Source organism: Streptomyces sp. NPDC033136, from assembly GCF_055578235.1.
Genome location: NZ_JBVIPD010000001.1, coordinates 138016 through 156114 on the forward strand (window position 1 = coordinate 138016; position 18099 = coordinate 156114).

The window sequence follows — 18099 nt, forward strand, 5'->3', positions numbered from 1 at the left end:
GTGTGGGGGGGTTTCGGGTTGGGTGGGGAGGGGGGGGTGGGGTTGTGGGTTGAGCATGGGGGGGTGGGGGGCGCGTCTTTGTTGGTGGGGGGTTTCCTCCCCCCCCCCCCCCGAGTCGATTTGTGCGGCATTCATTCCTCAACACGTAGTTATGCGGTGCTTGCACACAGTGCACATGTCTTGTGATGCTATGACCGCTTTTGATGGAAGAGTTGACGAATGAGTTGAACAACGACGAGGTGGAGTTGACCGTGCTGGCCAGTACCGCACCTCAGGCACCCACCTCGGAAGCCGCACCTCAGGCACCCACCTCGGAAGCCGCCCCGCAGCGGAGCCGCGGCGCCGACACCCGCGCCCTCACGCAGGTCCTCTTCGCGCAGCTCAAGGAGCTCCAGCCGGGCACGCCGGAGCACGACCGCGTGCGTGGGGCGCTCATCGAGGCCAATCTCCCGCTCGTGCGCTACGCCGCCGCCCGTTTTCGCTCCCGCAACGAGCCGATGGAGGACGTCGTCCAGGTCGGCACCATCGGACTCATCAACGCCATCGACCGCTTCGACCCCGACCGGGGCGTGCAGTTCCCGACGTTCGCCATGCCGACGGTCGTGGGCGAGATCAAGCGGTACTTCCGGGACAACGTCCGTACGGTCCACGTGCCGCGCCGGCTGCACGAGCTGTGGGTGCAGGTCAACAGCGCGACGGAGGACCTGACGACCGCCTTCGGGCGGTCCCCGACGACCGCGGAGATCGCCGAGCGGCTGCGCATCACCGAGGACGAGGTGCTGTCCTGCATCGAGGCCGGGCGCTCGTACCACGCGACCTCCCTGGAGGCCGCGCAGGAGGGCGACGGGATGCCGGGACTGCTGGACCGGCTCGGCTACGAGGACCCCGCGCTTGACGGCGTGGAGCACCGGGATCTCGTACGGCATCTGCTCGTGCAACTGCCCGAGAGGGAGCAGCGGATCCTGCTGCTGCGGTACTACAGCAACCTCACGCAGTCTCAGATCAGTGCGGAACTCGGCGTCTCGCAGATGCATGTGTCGCGATTGCTCGCGCGCAGCTTCCAGCGGTTGCGGTCGGCGAACCGGATCGACGCGTAGGCGCGAGGCGGTCGGTCGGGGCGGCCGGGAGCGGCGGAGGGGGCAGCCGGGGGCGGCGGCGGGTAACCGCAAGCAGGATCGAATGGTCACCGGGGAGAGCGAATCGCCCATCGGAGCCGTTCACGGCAGTTGCGTGCCGAAAGACCATCAGACCCCTTGTTTGCAGGGCGTATTCGCGTCTCAGATGTCGACATGTCACTACAGCGTGTTGCCGACATGTGACATTCTGCGGGAAGCGCGTTTGCCGGAGCTCCGGCTCCGGTATTCAGGTGAAGGCTGCGTTCCTCAGACGGGAGCGTTCGCCGCGACCGTCCCGCGACCCAAAGGGGGTGGCATGTCCGCAGAACAGGGCAGCTCGAAGGTGCTCACGCTCGCGGAGAGCGACACAGCTCCCCATGCTCTCGACTCACTCGGCCCCATCGATGACGTCCCGGCCCTGGCGGCCGAGCCCGTCCCGGCTCTTCCGGCCACGGGGGCCATCGACACCCGCACCCTGTCCCGCTCCCTGTTCCTGCGGCTGGCCGCGCTCGACGAGGACAGCCCCGAGCGTGCGTACGTCCGTGACACGCTGATCGAGCTCAACCTGCCGCTGGTGCGGTACGCGGCCGCGCGCTTCCGGTCGCGGAACGAGCCGATGGAGGACATCGTCCAGGTCGGCACGATCGGGCTGATCAAGGCGATCGACCGGTTCGACTGCGAACGGGGCGTCGAGTTCCCCACGTTCGCGATGCCAACCGTCGTGGGCGAGATCAAGCGGTTCTTCCGGGACACGTCCTGGTCGGTGCGGGTGCCGCGACGGCTTCAGGAGCTGCGGCTGGCGCTGACCAAGGCCAGCGACGAGCTCTCGCAGAAGCTGGACCGGTCGCCGACCGTGACCGAACTCGCGTCGGTGCTCGGAGTGTCCGAGGAGGACGTGGTCGACGGGCTGGCGGTGGGGAACGCCTACACGGCGTCCTCGCTGGACTCGCCGGCGCCTGAGGACGACGGCGGCGAGGGGTCGCTGGCGGACCGGCTGGGGTACGAGGACACGGCGCTCGAGGGCGTGGAGTACCGGGAGTCCCTGAAGCCGCTGCTGGCCAAACTGCCGCCTCGCGAGCGTCGGATCATCATGCTGCGGTTCTTCGCGAACATGACGCAGTCGCAGATCGGCGAGGAGGTCGGCATCTCTCAGATGCACGTCTCGCGGCTGCTGACGCGGACGTTGGCGCAGCTGCGGGAAGGTCTGATCTCGGACTGAGTGGGGTGCCTGCGGCGGCCCGTGGCTGCTTCGGCGTGGATGCGCGTAGCGCCTTCTCGCCGGGTGTGAGTCGGGGCCGCGCCGGAGGGTGTCCGTCCTCGGAACGGCGCGATGGGGTCGGTCGCCGGCTGGCTCCCCGTTGACACGCCAACCGCTACGGGTGGACACGCCCCGGCACGTCCCCTACTCGCCGTACGCGGGTGCGAGCGCGTCGGGGCCCCGCTCAGCTCCCTTGCTGCGGGCCGCCCTGGCGCTGGCTGCCCTGGCGCGGGCAATCGTGCCGCTAAGGGTGATGGGGTCCCCCTGCTCGAGCGGAGCTGAGAGCTTGGGGGAGGGTGGGCGCAGCGGCACCCCGCCCGCTCCGCCGGGGTGCGGACCCACCCGGCCCCGCTGCAACGCCGGGGACCTGAAGACGCCGGGCTGTGCGACACACCGCGCCGCCAGAGACCCGCCGTACGCGTTAGGACAGCGCCAGCCAAGCCACCGCCGCGATGACCGCGATCGCGGCGACGACGCCGAGGATGAGACCGATACGCGGCCCGCCGCTGGACGCCGCCGCTGCCTGCCGCCCCTGCGGCGCCTCGTCGACGAACGCGCGGAACATCTGGGTGCTGCCGGCAGGGTCGTGATTGCCCTGGGGGGCCTGGTTGTTAGCCATGGCCCGAGACCCTAGCGAAAACGCCGGGGCTCCCCAAGTGGGGGTTGGCGTTCCGTTTGGTCCCGCCTGACCCGTACCGCCGGGCTTGCCACCTGCATGTTTACTGTCGCAATACTTGCCTTTGCCAAGTTTTTGTACCGTGCCCCCGCTCTTTTATTTGCCTGTAGCAACCAACGGCTTCTATGGTTGCTCTAAGCAACGAAAGTGGGAGGGGCCATGGCCGAGAGGGCGCAGTACGAAGAGCTGGTCCGCCAGTTCAGTGCCTTCGGCGCCGTGAAGCGGGAGCTGGGCCGGATCATGCCGGCCGAGTGCCCCGGCGGGTCGGCGGCCGTACTGACACTGCTGGATCGCCATGGCGACATGCGCATGAGCAAGCTCGCCGAGCTGCTCGCGGTGGACATGTCGGTCACCAGCCGCCATGTCGCGCACGTCGTGGACCGGGGCTGGATCGAACGCTCCCCCGACCCGGCGGACAAGCGCTCGCGCATCCTGCGCCTCACGCCCGCGGGCCACGCACAGCTCGCCGAGCTGTCCCGGCGGACCACCGAGGTCCTCGCCGACCGCCTGAGCGACTGGACCGACGAGGAGGTCGGCCGGCTGACGGACCTGATGGCGCGGCTGCGGGAGAGCTTCGACTGCCGGTCCGGGAGCCGGACCGCACCGGCCGCTTTCGACCAGACCACCCGTACACCCGCAAGCACGTGAGAAAAGGAAGCCCATGGCAACGACCACACCAGCCGGTGTGCGGGCTCATGCCAAGCACGGGGGAGGCTCCCACGGCTCCTCCGGCGGCGGCGCGCCGATGACGCACCGGCAGATCATGGAGGCCCTCACCGGCCTTCTGCTCGGCATGTTCGTCGCGATCCTGTCCTCGACGATCGTCTCCAACGCCCTGCCCCGCATCATCGGCGACCTCGGCGGCGGCCAGAGCGCCTACACCTGGGTCGTGACCGCGTCCCTGCTGACGATGACCGCCTCCACCCCGTTGTGGGGCAAGCTCGCGGACCTGTTCTCGAAGAAGCTGCTGATCCAGCTCGCCCTGGTCGTCTTCGTGCTGGGCTCGGCGGCGGCCGGCATGTCCCGGAACCCGGGCATGCTCATCACCTTCCGCGCGGTGCAGGGCATCGGAATGGGCGGTCTGTCGGCACTGGCCCAGATCATCATGGCGGCGATGATCTCGCCGCGGGAGCGCGGCCGTTACAACGGCTACCTGGGTGCCGTCTTCGCCACAGCGATGGTCGGCGGTCCGCTGGTCGGCGGTGTCATCACCGACACCGACTGGCTCGGCTGGCGCTGGTGCTTCTACGTCGGCGTGCCCTTCGCCGTGATCGCCCTGATCGTGCTGCAGAAGACCCTGCACCTGCCGGTCGTGAAGCGGAAGGCCAAGGTCGACTGGGCCGGGGCGTTCTTCATCACGGCGGCCGTCTGCCTGCTGCTCGTCTGGGTCACCTTCGCCGGTGACAAGTACGACTGGAGCTCGTGGCAGACGTACGCGATGGTCGGCGGCTCGGTCGTGCTGCTGGCGCTGTTCGTCCTGATCGAGGCGAAGGCGAGCGAGCCGATCATCCCGCTGCGGCTGTTCCGCAACCGGACCATCGCGCTGGCGTCGCTGGCCTCGCTGTTCGTCGGTGTCGCGATGTTCGCGGGGACCGTCTTCTTCAGCCAGTACTTCCAGCTGGCCCGGGACAAGTCACCGACGATGTCCGGTGTCATGACGATCCCGATGATCGCGGGTCTGTTCCTCTCGTCCACCGTCTCCGGCCAGGTCATCACCCGGACCGGACGCTGGAGGGGCTGGCTGATCGGCGGCGGTGTGCTGGTGACCGCGGGGCTCGGGCTGCTGGGCACGATCCGGTACGACACCGAGTACTGGCACATAGCGGTCTACATGGCGCTGCTGGGTCTCGGCATCGGCATGATGATGCAGAACCTGGTGCTGTGCACGCAGAACCAGGTGGAGCCGGGTGATCTCGGTGCCGCGAGCTCCACGGTGACCTTCTTCCGGTCCCTCGGCGGTGCGGTGGGCGTCTCGGCGCTCGGCGCGGTCCTGGGCAACAAGATCACCGACTACGTGAAGGACGGCCTCGCCGGTCTCGAAGCGAAGGGCGCGGCCCTCGGCCACGCCGGCACGGGCGGTGGCGGCATCCCCGACCTCGACGCCATGCCCGCGCCGATCCGCACGGTCGTGGAGAGCGCCTACGGCCACGGTGTCGCGGACGTGTTCCTCTACTCGGCTCCGCTGGCGCTGCTCGCGCTGCTGGTGTCGCTGTTCATCAAGGAGGTCCCCTTGAAGACGAAGGGCGGGCTGGCGCAGGCCGCCGACAGCGACGCCGACGCGGAGGCTCCCGCCGGGAAGAAGACCGTGCCGGGCTGGGCCGTGGACGGGACCGGTGCCGCCGACGGGACCGGGCCCGAGGGCGCGCGGCGGCTCACCGCCGTGGCCACCGCGGCCCGTGCCGAGGAGCCGGCGTCGGGTGGCGGCGGCGTCCCGGTCCGCGGATTCGTCCGCGGCGCCGAGTCCGCGCCCGTGCCGCGGGCCGCCGTCACACTGATCTCGCTGGCCGGGCGCCAGCTGGGCCGGTCCGTGGCGCGGGCCGACGGCTCCTACGCGGTGGACGCCCCGGGCGCCGGGTCGTACGTCCTGATCGCCTCTGCCGACGGCTGCCAGCCGCAGGCGTCCACGGTCGTGGTGAACGCGGAGCCGGTCGCCTACGACATCCTGCTCAGCGGCACCAGCGGGCTGACCGGCCTGGTGCGGGCCGCCGGGAACGCGCAGCCGGTGAAGGACGCGATGGTCATCGTGACCGATGTGCGCGGGGACCTGCTGGCCACCCAGGCCACCGGCGAGCAGGGCGAGTTCTCCTTCGCCGAGCTGGTGCCGGGGGCGGTGACCGTCGCGGTGAACGCCGCCGGGTTCCGGCCGCGCGCCCTGCCCGTCGAGGTGGGCGGTGCCGGGGTCACCCGGGTCGAGATCGACCTGGAGGCGGGAGCCCGCGTCCAGGGTGTCGTCCGCGCCCCGCACGGTCCGCTGGCCGACGCCCGGGTGACGCTGATCGACCAGGCGGGCAACGTCGTCGGCTCGGCCACGACCGGGACGGACGGGGCGTACGCCTTCACCGACCTGGACGGCGGCGAGTACACCGTCATCGCCACGGGCTACCCGCCGGTGGCCACCGCCCTGACGGTGACGGGCCGCGGCGCCGACGCCCACGACATCGAACTCGCCCACCCCGGCGAGTAGTCGAACCCCGGCCCGTGGCGGTGGGCGCGCTTCGAGCGGAGGTGCGCCCCTGCCGCGGGCCGGTTTCCTTCTGAGGAGTTGCGTGAGATGGGACTGACCGCGAGGATCCGCACCCGGGACGGATGGGCCGTGTCGCACGCGGTCGTCACGGTGGCGGACATGACCGGTGCGCAGGTGCTGCGCGCCGAGGCCGACGCGGAGGGCGCCGTGTGGGACGCGACGCCGCTGCGGCCGGGGGCGTACACGGTCATCGTCACGGCTGTGGGGTACGCGCCCGCGGCCTCCAGTGTGATCGTCACGGCGAGCGAACGGGCCGAGGTCGGCTCGGTGACGCTGGCCCGGCAGGGCGGTACCGAGCTGCCGCCGTCGGGGCCGTGGACCGTCGACCCGGTGCACTCCAGCGTGGCCGCCGTGGCCCAGCACCTGGGCATCTCCAGCGTGCACGGCCGGTTCACGGAGTTCTCCGGCTCGATCGAGATCGCCCCGGACGACGTCACCAGGTCGCGGGTGGAGGCGGTGATCCGGGCCGCGTCCGTCGACACGGGCAACGGCACGCGCGACGGGCACCTGAGGTCGCCGGACTTCCTCGACGTCGAGCGGTTCCCCGAGATCACCTACCGGTCCACGGGGCTCACGGCGACCGGGTCCGACCGGTGGACCGTCCACGGCAAGCTGGGCATGCACGGTGTCGTACGACCGGTCGACCTGGACCTGGCCTACCTCGGCACGGGTCCGGACCCCTGGGGCGGCACCCGCGCGGCCTTCCGCGCCACGACCGAACTGCGCCGCGAGGACTTCGCGATGAACTACAACCAGGTCCTGCAGGCCGGCATCGCCGCGATCGGCACCACGCTCAGGGTGGAGCTGGACATCCAGGCCGTGCGGGGTGGGTCACTTCCGGCGGCCTGAGCCGGGGTCGGACACCTTCGCCACCAACTGGCCGCACAGGTCACGCAGTTTGACGTTGCGGTCCTGCGAGGCCCGGCCCAGCCGCTCCAGCGCGATGCGCGCGTCGACCCGCTCCCGGGCCATGAGGATGCCGATCGCCTGGTCGATGACGCTGCGGGAGAGCAGCGCGGTGCGCACGTCGGCCGCGGACTGCCGCCGGCGCTCGATGCGCAGCGCCACATTGATCGCGTCCCCCGCCCGGGAAGCGAAGGCACGGGCCGTCTCCCGGCCCGTGCCCAGTTCCTCCGCCCGCACCCCGTAGTAGTTGATGGCGGCGCCGCTCTCGTCCTCCACGGCGACCGGCACCGCCAGCACGCAGCGGACGCCCGCGGACAGCGCGTACCGCGTGTACGACGGCCAGCGGGACTCCGCCGCCAGGTCCGGCGCGTACTGCTCGACGCCGGTCTCGGCGGCGTCGACGCAGGGCCCCGAGCCGTTCTCGTACTGGCGCAGGTCCAGGCCGCTGGGCAGGCCGTCGCTGCCCGCCAGGGTGAGCAGCCGCCCGCCGCGGCACACCGTGATGCTGCACGCGGCGGCGCCGGGCACCTCCTGCGCCGCGCGGTCGGTCAGATCCCGCAGCAGGGTGTCGAGACCGCTGCTGCGCACCATCGCCTGGTCCAGCGTGTCGGACGTCTCGGAACTCATGACCGTACAGGTATCCCGTCGCCGGCCGAACACGCCTCTGGCGTGATTCACCTCGTCTCAGGGGGTGTTGTGCGCGCCGACGATCCCGCGGGCGAGATCGCGCAGTTTCACGTTCTCCCGCTGGGAGGCCCGCACCAGGCTCTCGAAGGCCGCCGACGCGTCGATGCCCCGGCGTTCCATGAGGATGCCGGTGGCCTGGCCGATCAAGTCCCGGGTGTGCATGGCCTCGGTCAGCTGCTCGCGTACGGTCGCGGACTCCAGGGCGATGCTGACGTGCGCGGTGAACAGCCGGCCGACGCGGGTCGCGTCCTCGTCGAAGACGCCCGGCTTGCGCGCGTAGGCCGTGAGCACGGTCAGCCGGCGGCGGTCGGCGCGCAGCCGCAGCGACAGCGCCGAGCGCAGTCCCAGGGCCGCCAGCACGTCCCAGCCGTCGTCCGCCTCGCTGTCCGTTATCCGCGCCACCGGGCTGTTCCACAACCGGTCCCAGTGCCCGTGCGGTTCCGGGCCGGTGTGCCGGACCTCGGCGGAGCGCACGACGTCGTCGGTCCAGGCGAGCGTGCGGAGCGTGCTGCCGCGCTCGATCTCGGAGATGCCGGCGTGCTCGGCGCCCGGCATGATGTGCACGGCCAGCCGGACCGCCGCGCGCAGGGTGCTGTGCGGCGTGAGGGTCTCGTGCAGTTGCTGAGACGCCACCGTCAGGGCCTCGGCCAGCTCGACGCCAACCGGAAAACGGGGCAAATCAGGAAACTCGGACGCAGCCACCACGAACCTCTTCGGCATGCACGGCCATGGCCGTGCGCAGGAGAGCTCCGCAGCACATTCCCGACTGCGAGCACAGGACGGACAGCACTCTAACTGCTCGGTTGCCTCGAAGTGACGTCCGGCCGACGGCCCGGCCCAGCGCTTCCGTGGCCGCCACCCGGCGTGATGGAATGAGCCGTGGGTCAGGAAGCGGCCTTACCGGAATCCGGACGAACGTCTGCCAGGTGAGTGCCGTGACCTTCTTCACGAATCCCACAGAACCCCGCGACCTGCCCGGCCGCGTCCACCTCACCCTGCCCGCGGAGATCGACTTCTGCAACGCCGCGGAGCTGCTGCCGCACATCATGTCCGCGGCTCAGGAGCGAGGGGACCGGCTGGAGGTCCTCGTCCTGGACCTGACCACGACGTCCTTCATGGACTCCCAGGGCATCCGCCTCATCAACGACATACGGCACCGGCTGCGCCCCGGGGCCCGGGTGCGCCTGGTGGCCCGTCCGGACGGCGTCGCACGCCGCGTCCTGCAGGTGACCGGCGTGCGCCGGGACGTCCCCGTGTACGACAGCCTCGCGGAGGCGCTGGCGTCGTAGGCTGCCGGGCATGGCACCGAACATCGCGACGAACACCCGCGTCTCCCTGGACGAGTTGCTCGACTTCGTACGGCCCCGGCACCACGCGGTCCTGCTGACCCGGCGGTCCGACGGCGGCCCCCAGGGCTCCCCGCTGACCTGCGGCGTCGACGACTCCGGCCGGATCGTGGTCTCCACGTACCCGGAGCGCGCCAAGACCCGCAACGCCAAGCGGGACCCGCGCGTGAGCCTGCTCGTGCTCAGCGACGACTGGAACGGACCCTGGGTCCAGATCGACGGCACCGCCGAGGTCGTCGACGCACCCGACTCCGTCGAGCCGCTCGTGGAGTACTACCGGAACATCTCCGGGGAGCACCCCGACTGGGACGAGTACCGCGCGGCCATGGTCAGGCAGGGCAAGTCGATCATCCGGATCACTCCGGAGCGGTGGGGGCCGGTGGCGACGGGCGGGTTCCCGGCGCGGCTGGTCGAGGGGGAGTAGCCCCTCGTTCGCGGGCGGTCATCGCATCGATGCCCGCGATCAGCAGTTCCATCGCGAACTCGAAGTCCCGCTCCAACATCTCGGCGACCGTGTCGCCGCCGCGCGCCGCCATGATCTCCTGGGACTCCTGGAGGACGTCGGCGGCCTGCGGGGCGTCGGTCACCGTGCTCAGGGCCTGCTGGAAGTACTCGTCCAGGGTCATGCCGCCGGCCGCGGCCCGGGCGCCGAGATGGCCCTCCAGGGTGCCGTAGCCGTAGACGAACTGGAAGACGGCCGAGATCGCGCCCGTCAGGCGTTTCGCGGGCAGCCCGGTCCTGCGCACGACGCGCTGGACCACCCGCGAGAAGGCCAGGTTGTTGGGGCCGATGTTGAGGAAGACGCCGACCAGCGCGGACACCCAGGGGTGGCGCACCAGCAGCGTCCGGTACTCCCGCGCGAGCGCCCGCACCTGGTCCCGCCAGTCCTCGCCGTCGTCCGGGTCGGGCAGCCGCACCTCGCCCATGACCTCGTCCAGGGCGAGTTCGAGGAGGTCGTCCTTGGTGTCGACGTACCAGTAGACGGACATCGCGGTGACGTTCAGCTCACCGGCCAGCCGCCGCATCGAGAACCTGGCCAGCCCCTCGGCGTCCAGCAGCCGCACGGTGACCGCGATGATGCGCGCCCGGTCCAGCCCCGAGGGCTGCCCTCCACCGCGCCGCCGGTGCGCTGTGCCTTCCAGCCAGACGCTGGACCGCGCGGCCTTCTCGGCTGCCTTCGCCATGGCGCACCTTCCTGACTGTGCTGATGCCGGTCATGCTAGTAGGGCTCCCCTGCCGGGGGCGCGGCGCTGTGCCGACCTGCGGCTCCGCCGCGTGGGCGCGACCAGAGCGAACGATCGACAGCAGCCCGCTACCCGGCAACCCCGCTACCCGGCAACCCGAGCCCTCAGGCGGACTCTGCCCGCTCAGCCCGCCGCAGCAACGCCGCCGCCACCCATCCGCCGGCCAGCACGGCCACCGCCCCCACCAGCTGACTGGTCTCCAGCCCGGAGGCGAACGCGTCGGAGATGCGCGCCCTCTCCTCAGCGCTGCCGGCCGCGGCCAGCGCCGCCGGCAACGACGCCGCGGACACGGCGACCAGGGAGGCGAACCGGGAGTTGAGCACGGCACCGAGGACGGCGACACCGAGCCCGTTCCCGAACTCCGCGAGCGTGCCGTTGATCCCGGCCCCCACACCCGCCTTCTCCGGCGGTATCGCCCCCATGATCGCGTTGGCCATGGCCGGCATGGACAACGCCACACCCGCGCCCATGACGACCAGGCCGAGCAGCATGCCCCCGTACCCGTGCCCGCCGAGCAGCGCGATCGCCGCGAGCCCCGCGGACACCAGGGTCATACCGAGCGCGATGGCCCCCGGCGTCCCCACCCGCAGCACCAGCTTCGCCCCGACCCCCGTGAAGTTGAGCGCGACCACGGTCAACGCCAGCGGCGCCGTCCGCAGACCCGCGTCCAACGGCTCGTAGCCGAGCACGAACTGCAGATGCTGGGTGAGCAGGAACAGCGACCCCGTCATGCCGAACGCCACGAGGATCGCGCCCGCGACCGCGCCCACGAACCTCTGGTTGCGGAAGAAGTGCATGTCGAGCATCGGATGCTCGGTGCTCAGCTCCCACAGCACGAACAGGCCGAGGACGATCAGGCCGATCAGCGCGGAGACCAGTACCTGCCCGGACGTCCAGCCGTGTTCGGGGCCGGTGATGATCGCGTACACGACGGACGTCATGCCGATCGTCGACAGCACCGCGCCGACCAGGTCGGGCCGGTCGCCCGCCTTGTGCCTGGACTCCGGCACGAGCGCGGCGACCGCGACCAGGCCGAGCAGCACGACCGGGATGTTGATCAGGAAGATCGCGCCCCACCAGAAGTGGTTCAGCATCACACCGCCGATCAGCGGCCCGGCCGCGAACCCGAGCGAACTGACCGTCGACCAGAGCGCGATGGCCTTCACGCGCTCCCTGTCGTCGAAGATCTGCACGACGACCGCGAGCGTCGTGGTCATCAGCAGCGCACCGCCGACGCCCATGCCCGCCCGGGCCGCGATCAGCTGGGCCGGGCTCTGGGACAGGCCGGCCGCCAGGGAGCCCACGCCGAAGATCGCGAGGCCCGACATCAGCATCAGCTTGCGGCCGTAGCGGTCGGCGGAGTTGCCCGCGGTGAGCAGCAGGCCGGACTGCACCAGCGAGTACGCGTTCATCATCCACTGGACGTCCGCGGTCGAGGCGTTCATCTCGCGGGTGAGCGAGGGGATCGCCACGTTCAGGATCGTGTTGTCGAGCAGCACGGTGAGCTGCGCGAGGCAGATGACACCGAGGATCAGCCAGCGTTGGGGATGGGCTGCGCGCACCGTCTGCGGCGGGGCCGCTTCCTGGGGGGACGTGGTCATGCTATACACCGTAGAACAGTTCCCGTACGGCGTACAACGAAGTTCCGGAGAAGGGCGGTGGCTCCCGGCCACCGCCCTTCTCCCCTGGAGGGAAGTGTCAGCCGCTCGCCTGCTGGGTGAGGTCGTAGAAGGTGGACGAACCGACCGTGATCTTCTCGAAGTTGGCCTCGGCCCAGGAGGTGATCTGGGAGGACGTGCTGTCGGTGCTGCCGCCCGGGCCGCCGCCCATGCCGCCGGAGGCGATGAAGTAGTGGATCTTCCCTTCGGCCACGTACTCCTTGAACTGGGCGAGCGTCGGGGACGGGTCCGTGCCGTTGAAGCCGCCGATGGCCATCACCGGTTCCCCGGTGGACAGCTGGTAACTCGCCGCGTTCTGGGCGCCGATGGCCGCCGCGGCCCAGGTGTACTGACCGGCGTCGGCCTCCAGCAGCTCCTTGGCCTCGGAGCTGACGCCGGCGCCGTTGAGCAGGCCGCCCATGCCGCCACCGCCGCCGTCACCGTTCTGCTGGTTCTGGCCCTGCTGGTTCTGGCCCGGCATGCCGCCGCCGGGGAAGCCCTGCTGATCCTGCTGGTTCTGCTGGTTCTGGCCCCCGTCCGGGAAGCCGCCGCCGGGGCCACCACCGCCGCCCGGAGCGCCGCGGCCGCCCGCGACCGCCGGTCCCGCCGTGACGATCGAGCCGGTGTGCCCCTCGTTCACCGTGGTGAGCGTGTACGCCGCCGGTCCCGCCAGTGCCGCCACGAGACCCAGCCCGGCCGCCCCCAGGGCCAGTCGGCGCCCCAGCCGCCCGGCGAAGATCAGGCCGAGGGCCGCCGTCAGGCCGCCGGCCAGGACGAACCACTTCAGCCAGGGCAGGTAGTCGGAGGAGCGGTTGAGCAGGACGTAGCCCCAGGCCGCGGTCGCCGTCATCGCGGCGGCCAGGGTCAGGGAGGCCCACGCCTTGTCCCGCTTCTCCCAGAGCAGCGCCACGCCCATGCCGGTCAGCGGGGCGACGTAGGGGGCGAGGGCCACCGTGTAGTACTCGTGGAAGATGCCCTGCATGTAGCTGAAGACCAGCATGGTCGTGAGCAGCGCGCCGCCCCACACGAGGAACGAACCGCGGGTCACCGACGTGCGCTTCGCCTTGCGCGTGGCCACCAGCGCCGCGACGAGCAGGATCAGCGTGGCCGGGATGAGCCAGGAGATCTGGCCGCCGATGGAGGAGCTGAACAGCCGGTCCCAGCCGGTCTCGCCCCAGTTGCCGCCGCCACCGCCGCCACCGCCGACGCTGCCGGTCTCCTCGCCGTTCAGCCGGCCGAGGCCGTTGTAGCCGAAGGTCAGCTCCAGGAAGCTGTTGCCCTGCGAGCCGCCGATGTACGGGCGGGAGGAGGCGGGCCAGAGTTCGACGATCGCGACCCACCAGCCGCCGGAGACGACGATCGCGGCCAGGGCGGCGGCCAGCTGCCCGATCCGCTTCTTCACCGTGACCGGGGCGCAGACGCCGTGGACGAGGGCGAGCGCCGGCAGGATCAGGAAGGCCTGGAGGGTCTTGGCGAGGAAGGCGAGTCCGATCGCGGCACCGGCCCACAGCAGCCACTTGGTGCGGCCGTCCTCCAGCGCGCGGATGACGAGGTAGCAGGCCACGGCCATCAGCAGGGCCAGCATCGCGTCCGGGTTGTTGAAGCGGAACATCAGCGCCGCGACGGGGGTGAGTGCGAGCACCGCGCCCGCGATCAGCCCGGCCGCGGGGCTGAACCGGCGGCGGACGGAGGCGTGGACGACGGCGACCGTACCGACGCCCATGAGGACCTCGGGGACGAGGATCGCCCAGGAGCTGAGGCCGAAGAGCCGCACGGACAGGGCCATCGGCCACAGCGCGGCCGGGGGCTTGTCGACGGTGATGGCGTTCGCCGCGTCCAGCGAGCCGAAGAAGAAGGCCTTCCAGGACTGGCTGCCCGCCTGTACGGCCGCGGAGTAGAAGGAGTTGGCGTAGCCGGAGGCGCTCAGGTTGTACAGGTAGAGCAGGGAGGTCGCGAGCAGCAGGGCGAGGAAGGCCGGGCGGGCCCAGCGGGGGTCCTCGGGCCGGCCGCGCCACAGTCGCCGCGGGAAGGGCGGCTTCGAGGCGGGGGGCGGCGGGGGTGCCTCGCCGGGGCGCTCCCAGGTCGAGGGGCTCGGGCCCGTCTCGCGGGTTCTCTCTTCTGAGTACGTCGTCATCGGGCGTTCCTCGGGTCGGTGTCGGCCGGGCGTACCGGCTGGAGTTGCACGGTGGCGTCCCTCGAGGTGCGGTCCGCGGCGTCACCGGCGCGGAACCGGGTCGTGTCGTACGGGGCGTACCGCCGCTCGGCCGGCCGCTGCGGGAGCGGGCCGTACGCGTGGCGCGGGCCGGGCGCGTGGCGCGGGCCGGACGCGTCGACGGTGGCGGGGGGCTCCTGCTCGTCGCGCCGGTCGGGGAAGACCCACGCGCGGAAGAGCAGGAAGCGCAGCACGGTCGCCGCGAGGTTGGCGGCGATGAGGACGGCCAGCTCGGTGGAGTGGGCGGGCTCGGAGGTGGCCGCGTTGAGCGCGGCGAGCGAGCCGCTGGTCAGGGCGAGCCCGATGGCGAAGACGATCAGGCCCTGCGCCTGGTGCCGTACGGCCCCGCCGCGCCCGCGGACCCCGAAGGTGAGCCGCCGGTTGGCCGCGGTGTTGGCGATCGCGGACACCAGCAGGGCGAGGGCGTTGGCGGTCTGGGAGCCGGTGAAGACGCGGAAGCCGCTGTAGAGGAGCAGGTAGAAGAGGGTGGACAGGCCGCCGACCACGCAGAACCCGACGAGCTGGCGGGCCAGGCCCGTCGGCACGTCCTGGATCTCGCGGTCGCGGGGGTCGTCGCCGAACGGCCGGGTGAGCCGGTCCAGCGGCAGCGAACCGGTGGCCAGGGCCCTGGCGACCCGCCACACGCCCTTGAGGTCGTCGGTCGCGGTCTTGACGATGTGCACGGTCGAGTCGGGGTCGTCGACCCAGTCGACCGGCACCTCGTGGATCCGCAGACCCGCGCGCTCGGCGAGCACCAGCATCTCGGTGTCGAAGAACCAGCCGGTGTCCTCGACCAGGGGCAGCAGCGCCTGCGCCACGTCACGGCGGATCGCCTTGAACCCGCACTGGGCGTCCGAGAAGCGGGCCTGGAGCGAGCCGCGCAGGATGAGGTTGTAGGCCCGGCTGATGAACTCCCGCTTGGGGCCGCGCACCACGCGGGAGCTGCGGGCCAGCCGGGAGCCGATCGCCAGGTCCGAGTGGCCGGAGATCAGCGGCGCCACCAGCGGGAGCAGGGCGTTTAGGTCGGTGGACAGGTCCACGTCCATGTAGGCGAGGACGGGGGCGTCCGAGGCCGACCAGACGGCCCGCAGGGCCCGGCCGCGGCCCTTCTGCTCCAGGCGGAAGGTGGTGACCTCGGGGATCTCCGCCGCCAGCCGTGCCGCCACCCGCGGGGTGGTGTCCGTGGAGGCGTTGTCCGCGATCGTGATGCGGAACGCGTACGGGAACGTGCGGGCGAGGTGCTCGTGCAGTCTGCGGACGCACGGCTGGAGGTCCTTCTCCTCGTTGTGGACGGGGATCACTACGTCCAGGACAGGCGTACCGGCTGGTGCGGCCGGGAGGTGCTCCCGCGCCGGCAGGGTGCCGGGAGAAGAGTCGGTTCGCATGGAACCGACTTTCGTCAGGCGCCCTGTCGTGCCCGTGTGGTGACGCTGTGGTGTGCCTGTGAGTGCTGTTGCCGGCTCATTTCCGGCTGCGGTGAGGGCGCCGACGCGGGCAGGTGCACCGTGAACACGGTCCGCCCGGGCACGCTGTCGACGGTCACGGTACCGCCGTGCGCGGTCACCACGGCCTGCACGATGGCGAGGCCGAGGCCGGTCGAGCCGGTGGCGCGGGACCGCGCGGAGTCGCCACGCGCGAAGCGTTCGAAGACGTGCGGCAGCAACTCGGCGGGGATGCCCTGCCCGTTGTCCTCGACGTCCACGCACAGGGAGGTGCCGCGCCGCCGGACGCGGGCGGTGACGGTCGTGCCGGGTGGCGTGTGGGTGCGGGCGTTGCCGAGCAGGTTGACGAGGACCTGTTGCAGCCGGGCCGTGTCCGCCGCCACGAGCGCGGGCTCGTCGGGCAGGTCGAGGCGCCAGCTGTGGTCCTGTCCGGCCGCGCGGGCGTCGCTGATGGTGTCCACCACGAGCGGTACGAGATCGGTCTCCTCGAACCGCAGGGGCCGGCCGGCGTCCAGCCGGGCGAGCAGCAGCAGGTCTTCGACGAGCAGCGTCATACGGCCGGCCTCGGACTCGATGCGCCCGAGGGCGTGCCGCGTGTCGGGGCCGACCTGCTCTCTGCCGCGCCGGGTCAGCTCGGCGTACCCGCGGATGGAGGCGAGGGGTGTGCGCAGCTCGTGACTGGCGTCGGCGACGAACTGCCGCACGCGCGTCTCGCTCTGCTGCCGTGCGTGCAGCGCGCCGTGGACGTGATCGAGCATCCGGTTGAGCGCGGCCCCGACCTGCCCGACCTCGGTGTGCGGATCGGTCTCGGAGTCGGGCACGCGCTCGCTGAGGTTCACCTCGCCGGTGTGGAGGGGCAGTTCGGAGACCCGGGTGGCGGTGGCGGCGACGCGGCGGAGGGGTCGGGTGGCCACGCCGATGAGGACGGAGCCGGCGATGGCGGCGGCGACCAGTCCGGCGCCGGTGACGCTCACCTCGACGAGGATGAGGGTGTTGATGGTGCTGTTGACCGACTCGGTCGGCAGGGCCACGTAGTAGTTGCCTCCGTCGAGCCCGTCGACGTACCGCACGCGGTACTCGCCGAGGTCGGGGATGTCGACGGTGTGCGTGCCCGTGGTCGGCACCTCGGCGAGGGCGGCCTTCTGCTCGTCGGTGAGGTCGACGGGCGAGTTCCGCTGGAAGGGGCCGTTGTCGTTGGAGGCCTCCCGGGCGAAGACCGCCTGGGTGAGCGTGCCGTCGGCGGCGACCTCGGCGGCGATGGTCTCCGGCAGCGCCGGTCCCTCGATGAAGCCCGTGATCCTGTCCGTCGAGTCGGTGTCGTTTCCACCACCGGGATTCACGGGCACCGACAGACGCTTGCCCGTGTCCTCGACCTGCCCGTCCAGTTGCTCGTACAGATGGGACCTGAGAGCGAGCGTCGTCACGGTCCCGATCACCGCGCACACCACGGCGATCAGCACCACGGACGCGACGACGAGCCTCGTCCGCAGCGTGCGTGGTTTGCCTGCTCGCTGCCCGCCTGCCTGCTGCTGCGTACGCGGCCGTCGCCGCCCGCTCATGACGCCGCGGGCTTGATCAGGTACCCGGCACCCCGCCGGGTGTGGATCATCGGCTCCCGCCCCGCGTCGATCTTCCGCCGCAGATACGAGATGTAGAGCTCGACGACATTGGCCTGCCCGCCGAAGTCGTACGACCAGACACGGTCGAGGATCTGCGCCTTGCTGAGCACGCGCCGCGGATTGCGCATCAGGAACCGCAGCAGCTCGAACTCGGTCGCGGTCAGGTGGATGTTGTCGCCGGCCCGGGTCACCTCGTGGCTGTCCTCGTCGAGCGTGAGGTCGCCGACGACCAGCGTGGAGTCCGACCGCCGGTCGGCCGCACCGGACCTCCGGATCAGCCCGCGCAGCCGCGCGACGACCTCCTCCAGGCTGAACGGCTTGGTGACGTAGTCGTCCCCACCGGCGGTGAGCCCGGCGATCCGGTCCTCGACGGCGTCCTTGGCGGTCAGGAACAGCACGGGCACGTCCGGCAACTCCCGCCGCAGCCGTCCGAGCACGGCCAGCCCGTCCATGTCGGGCAGCATCATGTCGAGGACGACGGCGTCGGGCCGGAAGTCGCGGGCGGCCTGGAGGGCGCCGGTGCCGTCGCCGACACTGCGGATCTGCCATCCCTCATAGCGAAGGGCCATGGACAGCAGCTCGGTGATCGACATCTCGTCATCCACCACAAGCACCCGGACGGGGCTCCCGTCCGGCCTCAGCAGTTCGGTGCGCCCCTGGGGCGAGGTCGTGGTCATGTGAACACGATGTCG

The 18099-nt window shown here is 71.4% G+C and carries 16 protein-coding genes; 7 read left to right on the forward strand and 9 right to left on the reverse strand.

What is annotated here, in order from left to right; genetic code table 11:
* Positions 1–203 precede the first annotated feature (203 nt).
* Both ACZ5TL_RS00675 and ACZ5TL_RS00680 read left to right on the forward strand, forming a co-directional pair.
* Entirely contained in the window at positions 204–1097 is an 894-nt protein-coding gene (locus tag ACZ5TL_RS00675) for an RNA polymerase sigma factor SigF (RefSeq protein WP_468586221.1), read from the forward strand.
* A 334-nt stretch (positions 1098–1431) separates the two neighbouring features.
* Positions 1432–2334 carry an RNA polymerase sigma factor SigF gene (locus tag ACZ5TL_RS00680; protein ID WP_468586223.1) on the forward strand — a complete coding sequence of 301 codons (903 nt, stop codon included), beginning with the start codon at positions 1432–1434 and terminating at the stop codon, positions 2332–2334.
* Between the two features lie 460 nt (positions 2335–2794).
* On the opposite strand, the gene ACZ5TL_RS00685 is transcribed toward ACZ5TL_RS00680, so the two are convergent.
* Positions 2795–2992 (reverse strand): hypothetical protein, encoded by a 198-nt coding sequence (locus ACZ5TL_RS00685; protein ID WP_468586225.1) that lies wholly within the window; start codon positions 2990–2992, stop codon positions 2795–2797.
* A 216-nt stretch (positions 2993–3208) separates the two neighbouring features.
* On the opposite strand from ACZ5TL_RS00685, the gene ACZ5TL_RS00690 reads away from it, so the two are divergent.
* The 3 genes from ACZ5TL_RS00690 to ACZ5TL_RS00700 all read left to right on the forward strand — a co-directional run bounded on the left by ACZ5TL_RS00690 (position 3209) and on the right by ACZ5TL_RS00700 (position 7142).
* On the forward strand, positions 3209–3697 hold the full coding sequence (locus tag ACZ5TL_RS00690; protein ID WP_468586227.1) for a MarR family winged helix-turn-helix transcriptional regulator: 489 nt from the start codon (positions 3209–3211) through the stop codon (positions 3695–3697).
* 97 nt (positions 3698–3794) lie between these two features.
* Complete coding sequence (locus ACZ5TL_RS00695) at positions 3795–6233, forward strand: MFS transporter (protein ID WP_468587056.1); 2439 nt, start codon at positions 3795–3797, stop codon at positions 6231–6233.
* Between the two features lie 87 nt (positions 6234–6320).
* The gene (locus ACZ5TL_RS00700; protein WP_468586229.1) at positions 6321–7142 is read left to right on the forward strand and encodes a YceI family protein; all 822 of its coding nucleotides are present in this window, start codon (positions 6321–6323) and stop codon (positions 7140–7142) included.
* Here the strand turns inward: ACZ5TL_RS00700 and ACZ5TL_RS00705 are convergent.
* Together ACZ5TL_RS00705 and ACZ5TL_RS00710 are read right to left on the reverse strand one after the other, a co-directional pair.
* Positions 7125–7826, reverse strand: coding sequence for an ANTAR domain-containing protein (locus tag ACZ5TL_RS00705; RefSeq protein WP_468586231.1), 702 nt, complete (start codon positions 7824–7826; stop codon positions 7125–7127). The genes ACZ5TL_RS00700 and ACZ5TL_RS00705 overlap by 18 nt on opposite strands.
* Before the next feature lie 57 nt (positions 7827–7883).
* A complete protein-coding gene (locus tag ACZ5TL_RS00710) occupies positions 7884–8606 on the reverse strand; it encodes an ANTAR domain-containing protein (protein ID WP_468586233.1) in 723 nt (240 codons plus the stop codon).
* A gap of 206 nt (positions 8607–8812) precedes the next feature.
* Here ACZ5TL_RS00710 and ACZ5TL_RS00715 point away from each other — a divergent pair, with 206 nt between their 5' ends.
* Together ACZ5TL_RS00715 and ACZ5TL_RS00720 are read left to right on the forward strand one after the other, a co-directional pair.
* Complete coding sequence (locus ACZ5TL_RS00715) at positions 8813–9175, forward strand: STAS domain-containing protein (RefSeq protein WP_468586235.1); 363 nt, start codon at positions 8813–8815, stop codon at positions 9173–9175.
* 10 nt (positions 9176–9185) lie between these two features.
* Positions 9186–9656 carry a PPOX class F420-dependent oxidoreductase gene (locus tag ACZ5TL_RS00720; protein ID WP_468586236.1) on the forward strand — a complete coding sequence of 157 codons (471 nt, stop codon included), beginning with the start codon at positions 9186–9188 and terminating at the stop codon, positions 9654–9656.
* Here the strand turns inward: ACZ5TL_RS00720 and ACZ5TL_RS00725 are convergent.
* From ACZ5TL_RS00725 to ACZ5TL_RS00750, 6 genes are all read right to left on the reverse strand, one after another.
* Positions 9589–10416, reverse strand: a complete 828-nt coding sequence (locus tag ACZ5TL_RS00725; RefSeq protein WP_468586238.1) for a TetR/AcrR family transcriptional regulator — start codon at positions 10414–10416, stop codon at positions 9589–9591. The genes ACZ5TL_RS00720 and ACZ5TL_RS00725 overlap by 68 nt on opposite strands.
* Positions 10417–10580: 164 nt before the next feature.
* Complete coding sequence (locus ACZ5TL_RS00730; RefSeq protein WP_468586240.1) at positions 10581–12077, reverse strand: MFS transporter; 1497 nt, start codon at positions 12075–12077, stop codon at positions 10581–10583.
* Positions 12078–12174: 97 nt separating this feature from the next.
* Positions 12175–14268, reverse strand: a complete 2094-nt coding sequence (locus tag ACZ5TL_RS00735) for a glycosyltransferase family 39 protein (RefSeq protein WP_468586242.1) — start codon at positions 14266–14268, stop codon at positions 12175–12177.
* Entirely contained in the window at positions 14265–15731 is a 1467-nt protein-coding gene (locus tag ACZ5TL_RS00740) for a bifunctional glycosyltransferase family 2/GtrA family protein (RefSeq protein ID WP_468586244.1), read from the reverse strand. Before ACZ5TL_RS00740 ends, ACZ5TL_RS00735 begins: the two co-directional genes overlap by 4 nt.
* A gap of 14 nt (positions 15732–15745) precedes the next feature.
* Positions 15746–17347, reverse strand: a complete 1602-nt coding sequence (locus tag ACZ5TL_RS00745) for a sensor histidine kinase (RefSeq protein ID WP_468586246.1) — start codon at positions 17345–17347, stop codon at positions 15746–15748.
* A complete protein-coding gene (locus ACZ5TL_RS00750; RefSeq protein WP_468586248.1) occupies positions 17344–18084 on the reverse strand; it encodes a response regulator transcription factor in 741 nt (246 codons plus the stop codon). Before ACZ5TL_RS00750 ends, ACZ5TL_RS00745 begins: the two co-directional genes overlap by 4 nt.
* Between the last annotated feature and the right edge of the window lie 15 nt (positions 18085–18099).